General features: G+C 60.6%; 20 protein-coding genes. 13 read left to right on the forward strand and 7 right to left on the reverse strand.

Annotated features, from left to right (window positions below; genetic code table 11):
- The first annotated feature begins 207 nt into the window (after nt 1–207).
- The 9 genes from mdcA (at nt 208) to madM (ending at nt 7,445) form a co-directional block, all read left to right on the forward strand.
- On the forward strand, nt 208–1,878 hold the full coding sequence (mdcA, locus tag ACW9JC_RS08785; RefSeq protein WP_338583666.1) for a malonate decarboxylase subunit alpha: 1,671 nt from the start codon (nt 208–210) through the stop codon (nt 1,876–1,878).
- Nucleotides 1,878–2,753 carry a triphosphoribosyl-dephospho-CoA synthase gene (locus tag ACW9JC_RS08790; RefSeq protein WP_457454704.1) on the forward strand — a complete coding sequence of 292 codons (876 nt, stop codon included), beginning with the start codon at nt 1,878–1,880 and terminating at the stop codon, nt 2,751–2,753. The genes mdcA and ACW9JC_RS08790 overlap by 1 nt, the downstream gene beginning before the upstream one ends.
- On the forward strand, nt 2,753–3,052 hold the full coding sequence (locus tag ACW9JC_RS08795) for a malonate decarboxylase subunit delta (protein WP_338583664.1): 300 nt from the start codon (nt 2,753–2,755) through the stop codon (nt 3,050–3,052). Before ACW9JC_RS08790 ends, ACW9JC_RS08795 begins: the two co-directional genes overlap by 1 nt.
- Nucleotides 3,045–3,896, forward strand: a complete 852-nt coding sequence (locus tag ACW9JC_RS08800; RefSeq protein WP_457454706.1) for a biotin-independent malonate decarboxylase subunit beta — start codon at nt 3,045–3,047, stop codon at nt 3,894–3,896. Before ACW9JC_RS08795 ends, ACW9JC_RS08800 begins: the two co-directional genes overlap by 8 nt.
- Nucleotides 3,893–4,696, forward strand: a complete 804-nt coding sequence (gene mdcE / locus ACW9JC_RS08805) for a biotin-independent malonate decarboxylase subunit gamma (protein WP_457454707.1) — start codon at nt 3,893–3,895, stop codon at nt 4,694–4,696. The genes ACW9JC_RS08800 and mdcE overlap by 4 nt, the downstream gene beginning before the upstream one ends.
- Nucleotides 4,690–5,310: a malonate decarboxylase holo-ACP synthase gene (locus ACW9JC_RS08810; protein ID WP_457454709.1), complete on the forward strand. Its 621-nt coding sequence runs from the start codon at nt 4,690–4,692 to the stop codon at nt 5,308–5,310. Before mdcE ends, ACW9JC_RS08810 begins: the two co-directional genes overlap by 7 nt.
- Nucleotides 5,307–6,218, forward strand: coding sequence for a malonate decarboxylase subunit epsilon (gene mdcH / locus ACW9JC_RS08815; protein ID WP_457454710.1), 912 nt, complete (start codon nt 5,307–5,309; stop codon nt 6,216–6,218). Before ACW9JC_RS08810 ends, mdcH begins: the two co-directional genes overlap by 4 nt.
- Nucleotides 6,219–6,282: 64 nt before the next feature.
- A complete protein-coding gene (gene madL / locus ACW9JC_RS08820; protein WP_457454711.1) occupies nt 6,283–6,675 on the forward strand; it encodes a malonate transporter subunit MadL in 393 nt (130 codons plus the stop codon).
- A gap of 5 nt (nt 6,676–6,680) precedes the next feature.
- Entirely contained in the window at nt 6,681–7,445 is a 765-nt protein-coding gene (madM, locus tag ACW9JC_RS08825; protein WP_416127672.1) for a malonate transporter subunit MadM, read from the forward strand.
- 102 nt (nt 7,446–7,547) lie between these two features.
- On the opposite strand, the gene ACW9JC_RS08830 is transcribed toward madM, so the two are convergent.
- Nucleotides 7,548–8,462, reverse strand: coding sequence for a LysR family transcriptional regulator (locus tag ACW9JC_RS08830; protein ID WP_457454713.1), 915 nt, complete (start codon nt 8,460–8,462; stop codon nt 7,548–7,550).
- Between the two features lie 153 nt (nt 8,463–8,615).
- Here ACW9JC_RS08830 and trhA point away from each other — a divergent pair, with 153 nt between their 5' ends.
- Complete coding sequence (trhA, locus tag ACW9JC_RS08835) at nt 8,616–9,233, forward strand: PAQR family membrane homeostasis protein TrhA (protein ID WP_338583656.1); 618 nt, start codon at nt 8,616–8,618, stop codon at nt 9,231–9,233.
- A gap of 112 nt (nt 9,234–9,345) precedes the next feature.
- On the opposite strand, the gene ACW9JC_RS08840 is transcribed toward trhA, so the two are convergent.
- Both ACW9JC_RS08840 and ACW9JC_RS08845 read right to left on the reverse strand, forming a co-directional pair.
- The gene (locus ACW9JC_RS08840) at nt 9,346–10,065 is read right to left on the reverse strand and encodes a 16S rRNA (uracil(1498)-N(3))-methyltransferase (RefSeq protein ID WP_457454716.1); all 720 of its coding nucleotides are present in this window, start codon (nt 10,063–10,065) and stop codon (nt 9,346–9,348) included.
- Between the two features lie 62 nt (nt 10,066–10,127).
- Nucleotides 10,128–11,534 (reverse strand): adenosylmethionine--8-amino-7-oxononanoate transaminase, encoded by a 1,407-nt coding sequence (locus ACW9JC_RS08845; protein ID WP_457454717.1) that lies wholly within the window; start codon nt 11,532–11,534, stop codon nt 10,128–10,130.
- A 221-nt stretch (nt 11,535–11,755) separates the two neighbouring features.
- On the opposite strand from ACW9JC_RS08845, the gene ACW9JC_RS08850 reads away from it, so the two are divergent.
- The 3 genes from ACW9JC_RS08850 (at nt 11,756) to ACW9JC_RS08860 (ending at nt 15,354) form a co-directional block, all read left to right on the forward strand.
- Nucleotides 11,756–13,525: a flavin monoamine oxidase family protein gene (locus ACW9JC_RS08850; protein ID WP_457454719.1), complete on the forward strand. Its 1,770-nt coding sequence runs from the start codon at nt 11,756–11,758 to the stop codon at nt 13,523–13,525.
- A gap of 657 nt (nt 13,526–14,182) precedes the next feature.
- Nucleotides 14,183–14,734, forward strand: coding sequence for a cytochrome b (locus ACW9JC_RS08855; RefSeq protein WP_338583651.1), 552 nt, complete (start codon nt 14,183–14,185; stop codon nt 14,732–14,734).
- Between the two features lie 32 nt (nt 14,735–14,766).
- Complete coding sequence (locus ACW9JC_RS08860; protein WP_457454721.1) at nt 14,767–15,354, forward strand: YceI family protein; 588 nt, start codon at nt 14,767–14,769, stop codon at nt 15,352–15,354.
- Nucleotides 15,355–15,503: 149 nt separating this feature from the next.
- Here ACW9JC_RS08860 and ACW9JC_RS08865 read toward each other — a convergent pair whose 3' ends face one another.
- The 4 genes from ACW9JC_RS08865 to metF form a co-directional block, all read right to left on the reverse strand.
- Nucleotides 15,504–17,378 carry a DEAD/DEAH box helicase gene (locus ACW9JC_RS08865; protein ID WP_448109646.1) on the reverse strand — a complete coding sequence of 625 codons (1,875 nt, stop codon included), beginning with the start codon at nt 17,376–17,378 and terminating at the stop codon, nt 15,504–15,506.
- Between the two features lie 223 nt (nt 17,379–17,601).
- Entirely contained in the window at nt 17,602–18,417 is an 816-nt protein-coding gene (locus tag ACW9JC_RS08870; protein ID WP_457454722.1) for a substrate-binding periplasmic protein, read from the reverse strand.
- 87 nt (nt 18,418–18,504) lie between these two features.
- A complete protein-coding gene (locus ACW9JC_RS08875; protein ID WP_457454723.1) occupies nt 18,505–19,587 on the reverse strand; it encodes a hypothetical protein in 1,083 nt (360 codons plus the stop codon).
- 77 nt (nt 19,588–19,664) lie between these two features.
- The gene (gene metF / locus ACW9JC_RS08880) at nt 19,665–20,510 is read right to left on the reverse strand and encodes a methylenetetrahydrofolate reductase [NAD(P)H] (protein ID WP_338583645.1); all 846 of its coding nucleotides are present in this window, start codon (nt 20,508–20,510) and stop codon (nt 19,665–19,667) included.
- Between the last annotated feature and the right edge of the window lie 46 nt (nt 20,511–20,556).

Here is a 20,556-nt window from a genome sequence, read left to right on the forward strand (position 1 = left end):
AGCCCGCTCCCACAGTGTCCGTGTGTTGCTCAAATTCAACGGCAACCACTAACCCTGTGGGAGCGGGCTTGCCCGCGATGAGGTCCGCATGAACGACACAGACCTCGATCATTAACCTGACCGTAACAATCCACCACGCTGCTTGATTGATGCCCTCCACCCAACACTCCTAAGGTAGCTCCACGACAGCAAACCCGTGGAGTGGTCATGACAACATCAAATTCCCCCGACTCGCGATGGACGCGGCGGCGCAGCGAAAAGCAGCGGCGTCTGGCGCAAGTGGCGAGTCTGGCTGACGGTGTGGTGTTGCCCACCGACAAAATCGTAGCGGCGCTGGAGGCGTTGATCCTGCCTGGCGACCGCGTGGTGCTGGAGGGCAACAACCAGAAGCAGGCGGATTTTCTTTCCCGCTCCCTGGCCAAAGCCGATCCGGGCAAGCTCCACGATCTGCACATGATCATGCCCAGCGTCGGCCGCTCCGAGCACCTGGACCTGTTCGAACGCGGCATTGCCCGCAAGCTCGACTTCTCTTTCGCCGGTACTCAAAGCCTGCGCATCAGTCAGTTGCTTGAAGACGGTTTGCTGGAAATCGGCGCGATCCACACCTACATCGAACTCTATGCGCGGCTGGTGGTGGACCTGATTCCCAACGTCGTGCTCTCCGCCGGTTTCATGGCCGACCGCGCCGGCAACATCTACACCGGACCGAGCACCGAAGACACCCCGGCGCTGATCGAACCAGCGGCGTTCAGCGACGGTATCGTCATCGTTCAGGTCAATCAATTGGTGGACGACGTCAGCGACTTGCCGCGTGTGGACATCCCGGCGTCCTGGGTCGATTTCGTTGTGGTGGCCGACAAACCGTTCTACATCGAGCCGTTGTTCACCCGCGACCCACGGCACATCAAGCCAGTGCACGTGTTGATGGCGATGATGGCGATTCGCGGGATCTACGAAAAACACAACGTGCAGTCGCTCAATCACGGCATCGGTTTCAACACCGCCGCCATTGAACTGATCCTGCCGACCTACGGTGAATCCCTCGGCCTCAAAGGCAAGATCTGCCGCAACTGGACGCTCAATCCGCACCCGACCCTGATCCCGGCGATCGAAAGCGGCTGGGTCGAAAGCGTGCATTGTTTCGGCACCGAACTGGGCATGGAAAACTACATCGCCGCCCGCCCCGATGTGTTCTTTACCGGGCGCGATGGCTCCCTGCGTTCCAACCGGATGTTCAGCCAATTGGCCGGGCAATACGCGGTGGACCTGTTCATCGGCGCCACCCTGCAAGTCGATGGCGACGGCCATTCTTCCACCGTGACCCGTGGTCGTCTGGCAGGTTTCGGCGGGGCGCCGAACATGGGCCATGACCCACGAGGTCGTCGCCACGGCACACCGGCCTGGCTCGACATGCGCCACACCGACGTGGCCGAACCGATGCTCGAACGCGGCAAGAAACTCGTGGTGCAAATGGTCGAGACCTTCCAGGAGGGCGGCAAACCGACCTTTGTCGAAACCCTCGATGCCATCGAAGTGGCGAAAAAAAGCGGCATGCCGCTGGCGCCGATCATGGTGTACGGCGACGACGTCACCCACCTGCTGACCGAAGAAGGCATTGCCTATCTGTACAAGGCGCGCTCGCTGGAAGAGCGGCAGGCAATGATCGCTGCCGTCGCAGGCGTGACCGCCATCGGTCTGCGCCATAACCCGAAAGACACCGCACGCATGCGCCGCGAAGGCCTGATCGCCTTGCCGGAAGACCTCGGCATCCGCCGCACCGACGCTACCCGCGAATTGCTCGCCGCCAAAAGCGTGGCCGATCTGGTCGAGTGGTCCGGTGGTCTCTACAACCCGCCCGCCAAATTCAGGAGCTGGTAATGCACGCATTCAACCTGCAACCGAAAACCCTGACCCTCGCCGAGCGGCTGGCGGATATGGCGGTGGACGCGCTGATCGACGAAGCGGACCTGTCGCCGAAACCGGCGCTGGTCGACCGTCGCGGCAATGGCGCCCACACTGATTTGCACTTGGGGCTGATGCACGCTTCTGCACTTTCGCTATGGCCAGCCTTCAAGGAAATGGCCGAAGCCGCTATCGACATCGGCGAGATCGGTTTGCCGCTGCGCGAAGCGGTGGGCCTGATCGGTCGTGAAGGCGAGCAAGCGATGCTCGCGACTACCAATGGCGTCAATACTCATCGCGGGGCAATTTGGGCATTGGGCCTGTTGGTCGCCGCTGCCGCGTTGCAGCCCGAATCCACCAGCGCCGGTGCAATCACCTTGCGCGCTGCGCGGTTGGCCTTGCTCGACGATCGTTACGCTCCGCGTCCGCTCAGCCACGGTGCACAAGTCTCCTTACGCTACGGCGCTCGCGGTGCCCGTGAAGAAGCGCAACTGGGTTTCCCGGCGGTGACTCAACGCGCTCTGCCGCAACTCAAGCGCAGCCGCGCCAACGGGCAGGGCGAACAGAACGCCCGGCTCGATGCGCTGCTGGCAATCATGACCAATCTGGCCGACACCTGCGTGCTATACCGCGCAGGCGAGCAAGGCTTGCAGGCCATGCAGCTCGGCGCCCAAGCGGTGCTCGACGCAGGCGGCAGTGCCAGCCTCGCCGGTCGTCGTCGGCTGCATGAGCTGGACGAACAACTCATCGCATTGAATGCCTCGCCCGGCGGTGCTGCCGACCTGCTCGCAGCCTGCCTGTTCATCGACCGTGTCGAGTCGGGCGAGAGCCTTATCCAGGGAGCGTTTTGATGGAAACCTTATCCTTTGAATTCCCCGCCGGACAGCCGCCACGCGGACGCACGCTGGTGGGTTGTGTCGGCTCGGGCGATCTGGAAGTGCTGATCCAGCCGGGCCAGGCCGGCAAGCTGACAATCACCGTGCAGACCTCGGTCAATGGCAGCGAACAGCGCTGGCAGCACTTGTTTGCGCGGATGTTCGACGGTCAGACGCCAGCGGCGATGGACATCGATATCCACGATTTCGGCGCCACGCCCGGCGTAGTACGCCTGCGTCTGGAACAGGGCTTCGAGGAGATCGGCCATGACTGACAGTGCAGCCTTGCTCAACAAACACAGCTTCGTCGAACTCGGCGCCCGACAACGGGCGAAGGCCTTGCTTGACGCCGGCACCTTTCGCGAATTGATCGATCCGTTTCAGCGCGTCATGTCGCCATGGTTGTCGCGTCAGGGCGTCGTGCCGCAAGCCGATGACGGCGTGGTGATTGCCAAGGGCAGCATCGACGGATTGCCGGTGGTAATCGCCGCCATCGAAGGCGCTTTCCAGGGTGGCAGCCTCGGTGAAGTCGGCGGGGCGAAAATTTCCGGCGCGCTGGAACTGGCCGCTGAAGACAACCGCAAAGGCGTTCCGACCCGCGCCGTGTTGCTGCTGGAAACCGGTGGCGTGCGCTTGCAGGAAGCCAACCTGGGTTTGGCTGCGATTGCCGATATCCACGCGGCAATTGTCGACCTGCGCCAGTACCAACCGGTGGTCGGTGTAGTTGCGGGCAGCGTTGGTTGCTTCGGCGGCATGTCGATTGCCGCCGGGTTGTGCAGTTACCTCGTGGTGACCCAGGAAGCACGCCTTGGCTTGAACGGTCCACAGGTGATCGAGCAGGAAGCCGGGCTTGAGGAATACGACTCCCGCGACCGTCCGTTCATCTGGAGCCTGACCGGTGGCGAGCAGCGTTTCGCCACGGGGCTGGTGGATCGCTATGCGGAGGACGACGTGGCGCAGATTCGCCAGCAGGTCGGTGAGTTGCTCAAGCAAGGTCTGCCGGCGCAGCAACGCAGCCGCCAGGCCGATCTGTTCCTGCAACGGTTGGCGCGTCTGGACGCCGAACCGCAAATCGAACCGTCGGTGGTTCGCGACCTGTATCAAGGAGAGCGCTCATGAGTTCGTATTCCCTCAGAGGCTTGAACTGGTTCAACGCCTTGAGTGCCGATGCCAATCCGGTCGACGGTTTGCCGGCCTCGTTGAAAGTCGCCGATGGATTCCTGGCCGGGCAGCCCGTGCGGTTTATCGCGGTGGTGGCTGACCCTGACAACCGTTTCGTCCGAGCCCGCAATGGCGAAGTCGGTTTGCTTGAAGGTTGGGGTTTGGCCAAGGCTGTGGATGAAGTGATCACAGCAGATCAGGACAAACCGCAGAAACGCGCGTTGATCGCCATCGTTGACGTACCAAGCCAGGCCTACGGTCGTCGTGAAGAGGCGCTCGGCATTCATCAGGCGCTGGCCGGCGCGGCGGACAGTTATGCCCGCGCACGTCTGGCCGGGCATGCCGTTATCGGTCTGCTGGTGGGCAAGGCGATGTCCGGGGCGTTCCTCGCTCACGGTTATCAGGCCAACCGCTTGATCGCCCTGCGTGATCCGGGTGTGATGGTGCACGCCATGGGCAAGGCATCGGCGGCGCGGGTGACTTTGCGCAGTGTCGAAGAACTGGAAACCCTGGCCGCCAGCGTGCCGCCGATGGCCTACGACATCGACAGCTATGCCAGCCTTGGTTTGCTGTGGGAAACCTTGTCGGTGGAGCAGGTCGAACAGCCGACTTCGGTGGATCTGACGCGGGTGACTGAGTGCCTGACGCAAGCGATGGGCGATGTTGCGGAGAAGGGTGCCGATCTCAGCGGTCGCCTCGGCGCAACCAACCGCGCGGCATCAAGCAAGGTCCGCCAATTGCTGAGAGAACAGTGGTGAATACGTTTCTGGCCCACGACCTGCTCTGGGGCATGACCCCGGCGCAGTTGCCTGCGGACGCTCCTGCGTGGGCGATCGAATCGCTCAGCGCCGGGCAACCGGTGGTGGTGCGCCGCGCGGTGTCGACGTCGGATCGGATTGCGGTCGGCGTGCGTGGGCGTTTGCGGGAGCAGCGTTATGCGACTTCGATGGCGATGGCTTCGATTACCCGTCGAGTGATGCCAGAACAACTTTGCCATGTCGACAGCGCCCGCGACTTGCCGGCCGTCGAAGCCTTGGCGCAATTGCGTCCTGCACTCGATGCCTGCGGTTGGGTCTGGGGTGTCAGCGGCAGCGCCGGGTTTGAATTGGCCAGCGGGTTTGCAGCCCTTCATCAGGGCAGTGATCTGGATCTGATTTTGCGCACGCCACAACCTCTGGCGCGTGATCAGGCTCGGGAGCTGGTGGCGTTGCTCGATACGGCGCCGTGTGTGGTGGACATGCAATTGCAGACGCCGTTGGGCGCCGTTGCCTTGCGCGAATGGGCGGGTGCGTCGAATCGCGTGTTGCTGAAAAACGCCATCGAAGCCTGTCTGGTGACGAATCCATGGAACCCGCAGGAGCAGGCAGCGTGAGCAGCTTGCTGGTGTTCCCGGGGCAAGGCGCGCAGCAGCCGGGCATGCTCCAGCGTTTGCCTCGGGAAATCCTGAGCGAGGCAAGCGACGTGCTCGGTGAAGACGTTTTGCTACTGGATTCTGCCGAGGCATTGCGGTCGACAAGGGCGGTTCAGCTTTGCTTGCTGATCGCCGGTGTGGCGGCTTCACGGCAGTTGTCGATGTCGCCGGATTATGTCGCGGGGCTTTCCATCGGCGCCTATCCGGCAGCGGTGGTGGCCGGTGCCCTGGGTTTCAGCGATGCGCTGCATCTGGTCAGCCTGCGCGGTGAACTGATGCAACGGGCGTATCCACAAGGCTACGGCATGACCGCGATCATCGGTCTCGATCTGGCCACGGTGGAAGGTTTGCTGGCGCAGGTTCACAGCGTCGACACACCGGTTTACCTGGCCAACATCAACGCCGATAACCAGGTAGTAATCGCCGGCAGTGACGGTGCGATGAAAGCCGTGGCCGAGTTGGCGAGAAGTCGCGGCGCCGGTCTGGCCAAACGTCTGGCAGTCAGCGTGCCGTCGCACTGTCCGCTGCTGGAAACGCCGGCGAAAACCCTCGCCGAAGCCTTCGCCAAGGTGTCACTGCAAACCCCGAAGATCGGTTACCTGAGCGGCAGTCGCGCGCGGCCGGTGATCAAGGTCGACGCGCTGCGCGACGACCTCGCGTTCAACATGTGCCGCGTGGTGGATTGGCGCGGCACCGTGCAAAGCGCGTATGAGCGTGGCGTACGTCTACAGATCGAACTGCCGCCCGGTGCGGTACTGACCGGGCTGGCGCGCCGGGTGTTCGAGCAAGGCACCGTGATCGCCTTCGACGGTGCACGGCTCGATACCCTGCAGGCGCTGATGCGTGAGGAGGGAAGCCGCCAATCCTAGACCACCGACTCAGGCTTCGAACAACAAAAACAACATTCGACGATGCACTTTGAGGACAACAACAATGATTATTTACGGTGTGGCGTTTCTCGCCTTCTGTACCCTGGTAGGCATATTCATCGGTGAACTGCTCGGCAAGTTGATCGGCGTTCCGGCCAACGTCGGCGGCGTCGGCATTGCCATGCTGCTGCTGATCGGCCTGGGCAGCTACCTCAATAAAAGCGGTTGGTTCAAGGGCAAGACCGAGCAGGGCGTGGAGTTCTGGAGCGCGGTCTACATTCCGATTGTCGTAGCGATGGCGGCCCAGCAAAACGTATACGGTGCGCTCAAGGGCGGGCCGATGGCGATCCTGGCGGGGACAGTGGCGGTGGTGATTGCCTTTGCCCTGGTGCCGGTGCTGGTGCGTATCGGCAACAAACAGCCGACTTCGATCAATCCTGCGAAGACAGTGGGGTAATCGCCATGTACGAATCGATGATGAAGGTGATTACCGGTTACGGCCTGATCAGTGGATTTTTGGTTGTCGGCGTGACCATGTGGGTGTCCTACTGGATCTCCAATACGTTCACCAAAGGTCGCCTGCACGGTTCGGCCATTGCCATTCTGCTTGGGCTGGTGCTGTCCTATGTTGGCGGTGCGTTGACCGGTGGCCAGAAGGGCGTAGTGGACATTCCATTGTTGTCCGGGATCGGTCTGTTGGGCGGCGCGATGCTGCGGGATTTCGCCATCGTTGCCACGGCATTCGGCGTGAGTGTCGATGAGCTCAAACGTGCCGGGTTTGTCGGTGTACTGGCGCTGTTTGTTGGCGTGGGCACTTCATTTATTGCCGGGGTCGCGGTGGCGATGGCGTTCGGTTATACCGATGCGGTGAGCCTGACGACTATCGGCGCGGGCGCTGTGACCTACATCGTCGGCCCGGTGACCGGCGCGGCCATCGGTGCCAGCTCCGAAGTCATGGCGCTGTCGATTGCGGCGGGACTGATCAAGGCGATTCTGGTGATGGTGATGACACCGTTCGTGGCGCCGATGATCGGCCTGAACAATCCGCGCAGTGCGGTGATTTTCGGTGGCTTGATGGGCACTTCCAGTGGCGTGGCCGGTGGCTTGGCGGCAACTGATCCGAAGCTGGTGCCTTATGGGTGCCTGACGGCGGCGTTCTATACCGCGCTGGGTTGTCTGCTCGGGCCTTCGCTGCTGTTTTTGATCATGCGTGGGTTGTTGGGCTAAGGACGCCATCGCGGGCAAGTCGGATCGCCGCACCGCCACTCCCACAGGGACAGCGCAGTACCTGTGGGAGCGTGGCTTGCCCGCGATGCAGGCGACACGGTTTCAAGCCTGCCGATTGGCATACATCCGACACTCCGCCAGCAGCGCCAGCAGGTTCGGATCGCGCTCCTTGGCCTTCAAAAACACCACGCCGATGTGCTGCTGCAATCGATATTTTTCCTGCAACGGGATCAGCTTCACCCGGTTCTCGTACACCGCCGCAATCCTGCCCGGCAGCAACGCATAACCCACGCCTGAGCTGACCATGCTCAGCAAGGTGAAGATGTCGTTAACCTGCATCGCCACCTTCGGCTCAAACCCCGCCTGCTCGAAAACCCGTTTCCCGTCCCGGTGCGTGGCGAAGCCCTGGGTCAGGGTGATGAAGGTTTCATCGCGCACTTCCGCCAGGTCGACTTCGGTCCGTTGCGCGAACATCGAGTCGGCCGGCGTGGCGAGGAAAATATCATCGGAGAACAGCGGAATCTGCTCGCAGTCGGGGTCGTTGACGCTGTCGTCCAGCGACACCAGGATCGCATCGACTTCCATGTTCTTGAGCTTGTAGAGCAGGTCGATATTCGAGCCCAGAATCAGATCGATGTTGAGCTCGCTGCGCCGGATCTTCAGGCCCATGATCAACTGCGGCACGGTCTTCACCGTCAGCGAATACAGCGAGCCCAGCTTGAAGCGTTCAGCGGAAAACCCGGCAGCCTCGCGGGTCAGGCGCACGCTTTCGACGACATCCTGAATTAGCTTCTGCGCCCGCTCTTCCAGCACAAAAGCACTTTCCAGTGGCGTCAGGTTACGGCCCTCGTGCTTGAACAGCGGACAACGCAAGGCGCTTTCCAGAGAGTGGATCGCCCGGTGTACGCTGACGTTGCTGGTCTGCAACTCGGCGGCGGCGCGGGCCAGGTTGCCGGTGCGCATGAAGGCCAGGAACACCTCGAGTTTTTTCAGGGTCAACTCTTCATCGATCAGCATGGGGGCGGACTCTTTTTGGAATGATCCGATTGTGCACGCACGCGGGTTGTTGTAGGAGCTTTGTAGGGGACGCGTTGTACAGAAATATTGCGCTTTTAAGCTTCAGACCTGAGCCTTGGGTGTTGTGGTAGCGATTTTCGAGGAAAGCAACCGATGTATCACGGGGAAAGATTGAACGCCTGGACGCATTTGGTCGGGGCGGTGGCGGCGACGGTCGGTGTGGTGTGGATGCTGGTGATCGCCAGCATGGACGGCAGTCCGTGGAAGATCGTCAGCGTGGCGATCTACGGTTTTACCTTGATGTCGCTCTACAGCGCATCGACCGTTTACCACAGCGTGCGCGGGCGCAAGAAAGCGATCATGCAGAAGGTCGATCACTTCTCGATCTACCTGTTGATCGCCGGTAGTTACACGCCGTTTTGCCTGGTGACCTTGCGCGGGCCGTGGGGCTGGACGTTGTTCGGGATCGTCTGGGGGCTGGCGCTGATCGGCATCCTGCAAGAGATCAAGCCGCGCTCGGAAGCGCGCATCCTGTCGATCGTGATTTATGCGGTGATGGGCTGGATCGTGCTGGTAGCGGTCAAGCCATTGCTGGCGGCGCTGGGGGGCGCCGGGTTCGCCTGGCTGGCGTCGGGTGGCGTGTTGTACACCGTGGGCATTATCTTTTTTGCCCTCGACCATCGGCTGCGCCATGCCCACGGGATTTGGCATCTGTTCGTGATCGCCGGGAGCTTGCTGCACTTTGTGGCGATTTTCTTCTACGTTTTGTAAACCGAGTCGCGGCCAATCGCTGGCAAGCCAGCTCCCCCAGGATTGTGGTTGGAACACGGATAATGTGTTCGACAAAAAAAGCTGTGGGAGCTGGCTTGCCAGCGATGGGGCCTTAGAAATCCCCCCAAAGCTGCTGGGCCACCGCCAACGCCACCACCGGCGCTGTCTCGGTGCGCAACACCCGCGGGCCGAGGCGGGCGGCATGAAAACCGTTGGCCTTCGCCTGTTCGACTTCGGCATCCGACAACCCGCCTTCGGGGCCGATCAGGAACGCCAGCGTCGCAGGCTTGGCATGGCTCACCAACGGCTCGGCCACCGGATGCAGTACCAGCTTCAATTCAGCTTCAGTCTGTTTCAACCAATCCGCCAACAGCATCGGCGGATGAATCAACGGCACCCGCGAGCGCCCGCATTGCTCGCAGGCACTGATCGCCACCTGACGCCAGTGCAGCAGACGTTTGTCGGCGCGCTCGTCCTTCAATCGCACTTCGCAGCGCTCGCTGAAAATCGGCGTGATTTCGCTGACGCCCAACTCGGTGGCTTTCTGAATCGCCCAGTCCATGCGCTCGCCACGGGACAAGCCCTGGCCGAGGTGGATCTGCAACGGCGATTCGACCTGACCGGCGAATTGCTCATCGATCTGCACCACCACGCGTTTCTTGCCGACTTCCACCAGCGTGCCGCGAAATTCATGGCCGGAACCGTCGAACAATTGCAACGCAGCGCCCTCGGCCATGCGCAGCACGCGACCGATGTAATGGGCCTGGGCCTCGGGCAATTCGTGCTCGCCGGTGCTCAGGGGGGCGTCGATGAAGAAGCGGGACAGTCTCATGCTGGATCTCTGGAAAAAGTATTGGTCATCTGGATCGGTGTGACTTGTGTGGGAGCGCAATATCAACCCGGATCGCGGAACCCCGGATGGAAATCCTTCGGCACCGCCACGCTGACGCTGTCACGGGTGGCGATGTCGATGCCTTCGCTCGCCACTTCGGCCAGAAAATCGATCTGCTCCGGCGTAATCACATACGGCGGCAGGAAATACACCACGCTGCCCAATGGCCGCAGTAAAGCACCACGCTCCAGCGCATGCTGGAACACCTTGAGGCCACGGCGTTCCTGCCACGGATACGCTTCTTTAGTTGCCTTGTCCTTGACCATCTCGATGGCCAGCACCATGCCGGTCTGGCGGACTTCGCTGACGTTCGGGTGATCGACCAGATGCGCCGTCGACGAGGCCATGCGCTGCGCCAAGGCCTTGTTGTTCTCGATGACGTTGTCTTCTTCGAAGATATCCAGCGTCGCCAACGCCGCCGCACACGCCAGTGGGTTGCCGGTGTAGCTGTGCGAATGCAGGAAGGCGCGCAGGGTAGGGTAGTCGTCGTAGAACGCGCTGTAGACCTCATCGGTGGTGATGCAGGCCGCCAGCGGCAGGTAGCCGCCGGTCAGGGCCTTGGACAGGCACAGGAAGTCTGGACGGATGCCGGCCTGTTCGCAGGCGAACATCGTCCCGGTGCGGCCGAAGCCGACGGCGATTTCGTCGTGGATCAGGTGTACGCCATAACGGTCGCAGGCCTCGCGCAGCAGCTTGAGGTACACCGGGTGATACATACGCATGCCGCCGGCGCCCTGGATCAGCGGCTCGACGATGACGGCGGCGACACTGTCATGGTTCTCGGCCAGCGCCTGTTCCATTGCGGCGAACATATTGCGCGAGTGTTCTTCCCAGCTCATGCCCTCGGGACGCATGTAGCAATCCGGGCTCGGCACTTTGATGGTGTCCATCAACAGCGCTTTGTAGGTTTCGGTGAACAGCGGCACGTCGCCTACCGACATCGCCGCCATGGTTTCACCGTGGTAGCTGTTGGTCAGGGTGACGAAACGCTTTTTGTTCGACTGGCCGCGGTTGAGCCAGTAGTGAAAGCTCATTTTCAGCGCAACTTCGATGCAGGACGACCCGTTATCGGCGTAGAAGCACCGGGTCAGGCCTTCCGGCGTCATCTTCACCAGACGCTCGGACAGCTCGATCACCGGCTGATGGCTGAAACCGGCGAGAATCACGTGTTCCAGCTGATCGACCTGATCCTTGATGCGCTGGTTGATCCGCGGGTTGGCGTGACCGAACACGTTGACCCACCAGGAGCTGACCGCATCGAGGTAGCGTTTGCCTTCGAAATCTTCGAGCCAGACGCCTTCACCGCGCTTGATCGGGATCAGCGGCAGTTGTTCGTGGTCTTTCATCTGGGTGCAGGGATGCCACAGCACCGCGAGGTCGCGTTGCATCCACTGATTATTCAGGCCCATTTTCTCTCTCCTCGAGGCGGTCCGCGGCAGGCGCGAACAAACAATCGCGCAAGCCTATGCAATGCATCGCGCGGGGACAACCCATTGTGTCGATTGAGCTACTTTGTATAGGCCGATAGACGCTGCTGGCGGGCGTTTGAAGGCTGACGTATCCTTCGCGGTTCTTGAGCTGTCTGGCTCGCAAAACCGCTATTTTTTCGTGTATTTCCGGAGTTCGCTGAATGTCTGTCGGTTGGCTGCGCGCCTGTGCGCTGGTGATGTTGGGGCTGTTCAGCGTATCTGCGCTGGCCAAGGATAAAACCGCGATCGTGATCGGCGGCGGGGTCTCGGGCCTCACTGCAGCGTATGAGCTGCAGAACAAGGGCTGGCAGGTCACGCTGCTGGAAGCCAAGCCGAGCCTGGGCGGTCGCTCCGGCATGGCCACCAGCGAGTGGATCGGCAACGACAAGACCCAACCAGTGCTGAACAAGTACGTATCGACCTTCAAGTTGAGCACCACGCCAGCCCCTGAGTTCGTGCGCACCCCAAGTTATCTGATCGATGGCGAGTATTTTTCCGCCACTGACCTGACGACCAAGCAACCGGCCACTGCCGAAGCGCTCAAGCGCTACGAAAAGACCCTGGACGACCTGGCGCGCTCGATTGACGACCCGCTGAACCCGGCCGCCAACAGCACGCTGCATGCCCTGGACCAGATCAACGTGTCCAACTGGCTGGATCGCCTGAACCTGCCGGCCACCGCCCGTCAGTTGGTGAACCAGCAGATTCGCACCCGTTATGACGAACCTTCGCGCATCTCGCTGCTGTACTTTGCTCAGCAGAGCCGCGTGTACCGTGGTGTTTCCGATCGTGACCTGCGGGCTTCGCGTCTGGTCGGTGGCAGCCCGGTGCTGGCCCAGGCCTTCGTCAAACAGCTGAAAACCATCAAGACCAGCTCGCCTGTCTCGGCGATCATCCAGGATAAGGATGGCGTTACCGTCAAAGTCGGCAGCGTTGGCTATCAGGCGGACTACGTCGTGCTGGCCGTGCCGTTGCGCGCCCTGAACAAGATCCAGATGACCCCGGCGCTGGACGCCCAGCACCTGGCTGCGATCAAGGGCACCAACTACGGTTGGCGCGACCAGATCATGCTGAAGTTCAAGACCCCGGTATGGGAGCCTAAGGCGCGCATGTCCGGCGAGATCTTCAGCAACGCCGGCCTTGGCATGTTGTGGATCGAGCCAGCCCTGAAGGGCGGCGCCAATGTGGTGATCAACCTGTCCGGCGACAACGCGCGCGTGATGCAGGCGTTCGGCGACAAGCAGATGGTCGATCAGGTGTTGATTCGTCTGCATGCGTTTTATCCACAGGCGCGCGGTTCGTTCACCGGTTATGAAATCCGTCGCTATAGCACCGACCCATCGATGGGCGGCGCGTACCTGGCCTTCGGCCCGGGCCAGATCAGCAAGTTCTGGCGCCTGTGGGAACGTCCGATTCAGCGCGTAGCCTTTGCCGGCGAACACACTGACACCTTGTACCCGGGCACCCTGGAAGGTGCGCTGCGTACCGGTCAGCGAGCGGCCAGTCAGGTCGAAGATCTGGCGGCGGGCAAGTCGTTCGAACCAGAGAAAGTGGCTCCGGTGGCGGCGGCTGCAGCGGCAGGCGCTGGTGCAGTCGCGGCGAAGAAGGGCAACTTCTTCACGAACCTGTTCGGCGGCTCGGACGACGAGAAAAAGCCAGAGCCCGTCAAGGCACCTGAGCCGGTAGCACCGGCCCCAGCACCTGCCCCCACACCAGCCCCGGCCGCTGCACCGGCCCCGGTCGAAGCGCCGAAGCCTGCGACGCCAGTGAAAGCCGAGCCTGCCAAGAAGGTTCCAGCCAAGACCCCGGCGAAACCGGCCGCCAAAACCGAGGCCAAGAAAGCCCCGGCCAAGGCTCAGGCAAAAAAGGCTGAACCGGCGAAGAAGCCAGCAGCCAAACCGGCGGCGACTACTGAGTCCAAGGCTCAGTAACGGTCAGATGTAAAAAAAGCGCGGCCCGAGGGTCGCGCTTTTTTTTGTCATCAAAATGAGACATCGCGGCGTTGTCTGCCAGTCCTACACGCCTCAGCGATACATCAGAGACTTCCCACAAGCGAATCAGAAGGGAATGATGGGTAGCGCTTGACCTTGAACTCTATGCTCTTCAGAAACTGGAGAGCACATGAAAGAACTGACATTGATCATCCTGTTGATAGTCCTTTCTGGTTGTGCAAATGCCGAGTTATTTACTGAGGAATACAGGCGGAGATACGGCCATGAACTGGCCCATAAATGCGATATAAATCCGTACGATCCTGACTGTTTACAGCCTCGTCCCGTGTACCACAATTAGGCGGGTCGGAGAGGACTGAGACCAGGCACCGTAACGTACATGCGTAAAAAGCGCGGCTTAAGGGCCGCGCTTTTTTTGCCCAGAGAAAAATCGGCGGTAGCCATCGAATAAACCTTTTGATACAGGTGTTCTCTGGTTTGTATTCACTTTTTTTCACAATTTCGACTTTAATCTTTCCTTAACTCGCTTGCTTCAGACTCTTGATCGGTTTTCTCGATATTTCAAAGCGAAATTTTCGGCTTTAATTCGATAGATAACTCGATAGTCTTGGGCCAGCACTTACAGGGATCTAGGCAATGCAGCTACGAAACTCTACTTCCCGCTACGGCTGGGTCAGCATTTTCATGCACTGGGGCGTGGCGCTGGCGGTTGTCGGTCTGTTCGCGTTGGGGCTGTGGATGGTCGGTCTCGACTACTACAGCACCTGGCGCAAAGACGCGCCGGACCTGCACAAGAGCATCGGCCTGGTGTTGCTGGGTGTGATGCTGTTGCGTGTGTTGTGGCGCTTTGTCAGCCCGCCGCCGCCGACCTTGTCCAGCTACAGCCGCATGACGCGCCTCGGCGCCAAGTTCGGCCATGGCTTTCTGTATCTCAGTCTGTTCGCTGTGATGATTGCCGGTTACCTGATTTCCACCGCAGAAGGTGTCGGTATCCCGGTGTTTGGTTTGTTTGAAGTGCCTGCACTGGTGTCCGGGCTACCGGACCAGGCAGATACCGCTGGCGTGATTCACCTCTACCTGGCGTGGGTGCTGGTAATTTTTTCCGGCCTCCATGCGTTGGCAGCATTGAAGCACCACTTTATCGACCGTGATGTGACCCTCAAGCGAATGCTGGGTCGCAAAGCCTGAAGTTCAACCTCGACTCCAAAGGAAAACAAAGCATGTTGAAAAAGACTCTGGCCGCTCTGGCAATCGGTTCCGCCCTGTTGTCCGCCGGTAACGTAATGGCCGCTGACTACGTGGTCGACAAAGAAGGCCAGCACGCCTTCGTTGACTTCAAGATCAGCCACCTGGGCTACAGCTACATCACCGGTACTTTCAAGGACATCGATGGCAAGTTCAGCTTCGACGCTGCCAAGCCTGAAGCCAGCAAGATCGAGTTCAACGTGAACACCGCCAGCGTGTTCACCAACAACGCCGAACGTGACAAGCACATCGCCAGCAAAGACTTCCTGAACGCCAGCAAAGCCACGTTCGTTTCCACCAGCGTCAAACCTACCGGCAAAAACGCCGATGGCAAGGACACTGCTGACGTGGCTGGCGACCTGACTATCCTCGGTGTCACCAAGCCAATCGTGGTCAAGGCCACGTTCCTGGGTGAAGGCAAGGATCCGTGGGGCGGCTACCGTGCAGGCTTCGAGGGTAACTTCAGCATTAAGCGTTCCGACTTCGGCAAGCAGAAAGACCTGGGCCCATCGTCCGATGCAGTTGAACTGTACGTGACGTTTGAAGGTGTCAAAGCGAAGTAATGCTGAGACTGTAGGAGCTGCCGCAGGCTGCGATCTTTTGATCTTTTAAAAGATCGCAGCCTGGGGCAGCTCCTACAAAAGCACTTTGCAGCACATACAAAAATGCCCCGATTCTCACGAACCGGGGCATTTTTTATTGCAGTGATAAATCAGCGATTGCGGGTCAGCAATGCCGGTTTTTCACCACGAGGACGGCTTGGCAGTTGATCCAGTTGCTCAGGCGTCGGGAAGCGGTCAGCCTTCGACTCCTTGTGCATGATCTTCGGCGCAGGACCGCGCGGGTTCTGCACGGCCGGTTCCGAACTCGGTTGATCGTCACGGGCCGGGCGGCGGTTGCGCGAATCTTCGCGACGGGCCTGGCCGTCACGTGGTGCACCGTTGCGTGGACCGCTGCGCTTGGCGGGTGGCGTACCGGTGGTGGCGCCATCGCTGTTGCGTGGACCGCTCTGGCGACCCTGTGGCTTGCCGCCACGTGGCGCGCCCGAACCTGCAGCGGTGCCTTGTGCCGGAGCACCCGGACGACGGCCGCGGCCCTGAGCGGGTTTCTGCTGCGGTACGTAGTCGACGCGGTTACCGAAGTTATCGACATCATCGTCCAGGAACTCGTCCGGCGCACGGTCAGCAGCGGCGCGGGGCGGCTGGCTTGGCTGACGCTGTTCACGGGCCGGAGTGCCTTCGCGAGGCTTCTGCTGACGGGCTGGACGCTCGCCGCGTTCGCCCGACGCCGGTTTTTCCTTGCCCTTGTCCTTGCCTTTGTCTTTACGACCGCTACCGCCGCCACCGCCATTCGGACCGTCGCCACGCGGGCCACGTGGATTGCGCGGGTTGCGCATGTCCGGACGCTCGCGTACTTCAGGTTTTTCCGCTTCGATGGTGCTGGCATCGAAGCCCATCAGGTCGCCGTCGGCGATTTTCTGCTTGGTCATGCGTTCGATGCTTTTCAGCAGTTTTTCTTCGTCCGGAGCCACCAGCGAGATCGCCTCGCCCGAACGACCGGCACGGCCCGTACGGCCGATACGGTGCACGTAGTCTTCATCGACGTTCGGCAGTTCGAAGTTGACCACGTGAGGCAACTGGTCGATATCGAGACCGCGCGCAGCGATGTCGGTGGCAACCAGGATGCGCACGCTACCGGCCTTGAAGTCGGCCAGGGCTTTGGTGCGGGCGTTCTGACTCTTGTTGCCGTGGATCGCGACGGCGCTCAGGCCGTGTTTGTCCAGGTACTCGGCCAAGCGGTTGGCGCCGTGCTTGGTGCGGGTGAACACCAGCACCTGTTCCCACGCACCAGCGGTGATCAGGTGCGCCAGCAGCGCACGCTTGTGGCTGGCATGCAGACGGAACACGCGTTGTTCGATACGCTCGACCGTGGTGTTCGGCGGCGTGACTTCGATGCGTTCCGGGTTGTGCAGCAGCTTGCCGGCGAGGTCGGTGATGTCCTTGGAGAACGTCGCCGAGAACAGCAGGTTCTGCCGTTTGGCCGGCAGACGGGCCAGGACCTTCTTCACGTCATGGACGAAGCCCATGTCGAGCATGCGGTCGGCTTCGTCCAACACGAGGATTTCCACGTGGGACAGGTCGACGCTGCCTTGGCCGGCCAGATCGAGCAAGCGTCCAGGGCAGGCTACCAGCACGTCTACGCCACGGGACATGGCCTGAACCTGCGGGTTCATGCCGACGCCGCCGAAGATGCAGGCACTGACGAACTTCAGGTCACGGGCATAGACCTTGAAGCTTTCGTGCACTTGCGCCGCGAGTTCGCGAGTGGGGGTCAGGACCAGTACGCGCGGTTGGCGCGGACCGTGACGCTGGGATTTGTCCGGGTGACCGTTAGGGAACAACCGCTCCAGAATCGGAAGGGCGAAACCGCCGGTTTTACCAGTACCTGTCTGTGCCGCGACCATCAGGTCGCGACCTTGCAACACGGCGGGAATGGCCCGCTGTTGCACCGGAGTAGGCTCGGTATAGCCCGCCGCCTCGATGGCGCGGACTAAAGCCTCGGAGAGACCGAGGGAAGCAAAGGACATGAGTAATCCTGTTTTAGTTAGGGCTTGGCCCAATGGGAGTCTTGCCTGGCGCGAATAGCGTTTAAGAGGACGCAATCCCGTCCGGTCCTGCTTCGGTCTCGAAGGCTCGTCTGGAGCGCTCGCGCGGGCTGAAAAGCTGCGCTGTAGCGGGGTCGAGATGCCTTGAACGATTCCGAGCGTCCGGGCGTGAGCCTGGCGGGAAGGCCGGAGTATAACAGAGCAATCACTGCGCGCCGCTTTCCTGCTGCTCAACGGTTTTTGCACGTATAGCCGTGGCGCTTGCGGGACTCACGGCAGCGCTGGGATCGGCGCCGTAGCGGGCGCTCAACTCCGCGTAGGCCGGTTCGCGCTTGAAGCGCTTGAGTTCGGCACCGAAGCGTTGCACCAGCAAATCCATGCCGGCATTGCGGCGTACCGCCAGAAACTGGCTTTGCTGGCTGATGATGGTCGGGTTTTCAGTGATCTTGTCGCGGATCTTCAGCTCGTCGAGCAAATGCTGGCCGACCCGGCGGTCGGTGATCAGCAGGTCGATTCGTCCGCGCACCAGTTTGCCGAAGTTGGCTTCATGGCTCGGTGCCGGTTCGCGGGTGAACAGTGTCGAGTCCCTGAAATCCTGGCTGTAGAGGTAGCCTGGCGAGGTGCCGATGGTCAGGCCGCGCAGTTCGTCGAGGCTGAGAAACGGGTGCGGGCGCTCGTTGGCGTAGAACATCACGAACTGGACTTCCGAGAGCGGCTCGCTGGGGTAGAGCAGTGTCGCATCGCGCTCATCGCTGTGAAAAATGTCCAGCGCGCCATCTGCCTGACCGGTTTCGAGCATCGACAGGCAACGTTTCCACGGGAGGAACTGCCATTCCACTTCGATGCCCAGGCGCTTGAAGACGATCGCCGTGGTTTCGTAGTCCAGGCCCAGGGCTTTGCCGTTCTCCTCATAGACGTAAGGCGCCCACGGTTCCGTGACAATGCGCAGCTTCTCGCCCCAAGCGGTGAAGCTAAAGCAAGTAAAAAGCACAACGGTGAGCAACTGGGCAATGGCGGGCATGGCCTGAGGTTAGTATGCCTATCGCCTAATGAGAAGCTCTGGCGTGCATGTTTAACCGCTGTATTGGGCAGATTGCGTGCGACTTCTCTATTTGCTTGGAGAATTGAGCAAGTGATCGTGGATTGCCTCGCGCCGCTGCCCAAGAATCAGCTTGACCAGGCCATTGGTGAACCAATCTTCGAGCAAATGCCGGCAAACCGGGGTGCCAAGGCGTTCCTGCTGGTTTTGCAGGGCCTTTTCCCACCAGACCGGCCCGCAGGCTTTGTCGAATTCGTTGGGATGTTCATAGCAGCCATACAGAATTTCACGAATGAACTGACGCAGATGTGCGGGCAGTGCCAGGGTGATGATTTTGTAAAGCATCCGCTGGGATCGTGGTGGCCGTGGAAGCCGGGCCGATACGCGACGGGTGTCGTTCAGGGCTGCCTGGCTGGTCGGTTGCGCGGCATGTTTGACCACCCAGGCCTTGACCTTGGCCCTGAACAATTGCTTGCGGCTCCAGTAGTGATGGATCAGGTCCGGACACTTCTTGACCTCCAGCGTCCGATAGGCCGCCACCGACAGGCAGAACTCTTCGAGGGTGTAGGCGCCTTGGGCGGACGGGAACAACTCGTCGATCAGCGCGATCGAGCGATCCAGCACGTGAACATCCTGGCGGTGCAAACCGATGACGCCGGAGTTGAGCAGCATCATTTGATCGTCAGCCAGGCCTTTTTCCATGAGCGTGGCCGACAGTGCGCTGTAGAGCACGTTTTCTTTGTTGTTGCCGTAGTGGGTGTAGTAGTCGTTACACAGCAGCGTGCCGGGTTGCACGCGTTCAAACAGCTTGAGCGGCGAGCAGTGGAAGAACGTGTCGGTGTCGATCAGCAACGCGGTTTCGGCCTCTTCGAGCACCGTACGCAAAGCGACGTGCTTGGCGCGGAAATGATAGCCGTGGGGTTCGTTCCAGCGTCGGCGTGTTTCCTCGTCGAGGGCGCGCACGCGCACCGGCAGGTGTTGATAGGGCTGCGGGTTGTCGCTGAAGACCTGGATGTCGAGCGCCGCATCGGGTGTTTCACGCAACCAGCTCAGGGCACTGGAGATACTGAACACGGCTTCCTGATGGTATGTCTCGGAACCGAAAACCAGGTAGACGAGTTGTGGGCGTGACGTCGAAGGGGCGGTCATCATTAAACTACAGCGTTCCGTGGGTTCGTTTAAATGTAAAAAGCCCTCCGAAGAGGGCCCGTGTACCTGTGTGGAGACGATCAGCGCGGTAGCTTCAGGTTGTTCCACACGGCCAGGCTGGCTTCTGCCTGGTTCAGGGTATAGAAATGCAAACCGGGTGCGCCACCTTGCAACAAACGTTCACACATTTCGGTGATGACCTGCTCACCGAAGCGTTGAATGCTCGGAGTGTCATCGCCGTAAGCTTCCAGTTGCTTGCGGATCCAGCGCGGGATTTCCGCACCGCAGGCATCGGAGAAGCGCGCCAGTTTGCTGTAGTTGGTGATCGGCATGATTCCCGGAACGATCGGGATGTTCACGCCCAACGCCCGTACGCGATCCACGAAGTAGAAATAGCTGTCGGCGTTGAAGAAGTACTGGGTGATCGCACTGTCGGCGCCAGCCTTGGCCTTGCGCACGAAGTTGGCGATATCGTCTTCGAAGTTGCGCGCTTGCGGATGCATTTCCGGGTAAGCGGCGACTTCGATGTGGAAATGATCGCCGGTCTCTTCACGAATGAATTCCACCAGGTCATTGGCGTGGCGCAATTCGCCGCTGGCCATGCCCATGCCTGACGGCAGGTCACCGCGCAGGGCGACGATACGGGTGATGCCGGCGGCCTTGTACTGGCTCAGCAGGCCGCGCAAGTCGTCCTTGCTGTCGCCCACGCAGGACAGGTGTGGCGCGGCAGGGATTTTGACTTCGCTTTCGAGCTGCAACACGGTGTTGAGCGTGCGATCACGGGTCGAACCGCCAGCGCCATAGGTGCAGGAGAAAAAATCGGGGTTGTAGGTAGCCAGCTGACGAGCAGTGGCGAGCAGCTTTTCATGCCCAGCATCGGTCTTCGTAGGGAAGAACTCGAAACTGTAGCGACGATCTTGGGACATGGTCATACCCTTGAAAACGCACAAGCCTGAGAAGCCTGCCCCCACA

The organism is Pseudomonas sp. SDO5591_S426 (assembly GCF_054070755.1).

Coding starts and splice junctions, on each gene's coding strand:
- mdcA (WP_338583666.1), top strand. CDS start 208: ATGACAACATCAAATTCCCCCGACTCGCGATGGACGCGGCGGCGCAGC.
- ACW9JC_RS08790 (WP_457454704.1), top strand. CDS start 1,878: ATGCACGCATTCAACCTGCAACCGAAAACCCTGACCCTCGCCGAGCGG.
- ACW9JC_RS08795 (WP_338583664.1), top strand. CDS start 2,753: ATGGAAACCTTATCCTTTGAATTCCCCGCCGGACAGCCGCCACGCGGA.
- ACW9JC_RS08800 (WP_457454706.1), top strand. CDS start 3,045: ATGACTGACAGTGCAGCCTTGCTCAACAAACACAGCTTCGTCGAACTC.
- mdcE (WP_457454707.1), top strand. CDS start 3,893: ATGAGTTCGTATTCCCTCAGAGGCTTGAACTGGTTCAACGCCTTGAGT.
- madL (WP_457454711.1), top strand. CDS start 6,283: ATGATTATTTACGGTGTGGCGTTTCTCGCCTTCTGTACCCTGGTAGGC.
- madM (WP_416127672.1), top strand. CDS start 6,681: ATGTACGAATCGATGATGAAGGTGATTACCGGTTACGGCCTGATCAGT.
- ACW9JC_RS08830 (WP_457454713.1), bottom strand. CDS start 8,462: ATGCTGATCGATGAAGAGTTGACCCTGAAAAAACTCGAGGTGTTCCTG.
- trhA (WP_338583656.1), top strand. CDS start 8,616: ATGTATCACGGGGAAAGATTGAACGCCTGGACGCATTTGGTCGGGGCG.
- ACW9JC_RS08840 (WP_457454716.1), bottom strand. CDS start 10,065: ATGAGACTGTCCCGCTTCTTCATCGACGCCCCCCTGAGCACCGGCGAG.
- ACW9JC_RS08845 (WP_457454717.1), bottom strand. CDS start 11,534: ATGGGCCTGAATAATCAGTGGATGCAACGCGACCTCGCGGTGCTGTGG.
- ACW9JC_RS08850 (WP_457454719.1), top strand. CDS start 11,756: ATGTCTGTCGGTTGGCTGCGCGCCTGTGCGCTGGTGATGTTGGGGCTG.
- ACW9JC_RS08855 (WP_338583651.1), top strand. CDS start 14,183: ATGCAGCTACGAAACTCTACTTCCCGCTACGGCTGGGTCAGCATTTTC.
- ACW9JC_RS08860 (WP_457454721.1), top strand. CDS start 14,767: ATGTTGAAAAAGACTCTGGCCGCTCTGGCAATCGGTTCCGCCCTGTTG.
- ACW9JC_RS08865 (WP_448109646.1), bottom strand. CDS start 17,378: ATGTCCTTTGCTTCCCTCGGTCTCTCCGAGGCTTTAGTCCGCGCCATC.
- ACW9JC_RS08870 (WP_457454722.1), bottom strand. CDS start 18,417: ATGCCCGCCATTGCCCAGTTGCTCACCGTTGTGCTTTTTACTTGCTTT.
- ACW9JC_RS08875 (WP_457454723.1), bottom strand. CDS start 19,587: ATGATGACCGCCCCTTCGACGTCACGCCCACAACTCGTCTACCTGGTT.
- metF (WP_338583645.1), bottom strand. CDS start 20,510: ATGTCCCAAGATCGTCGCTACAGTTTCGAGTTCTTCCCTACGAAGACC.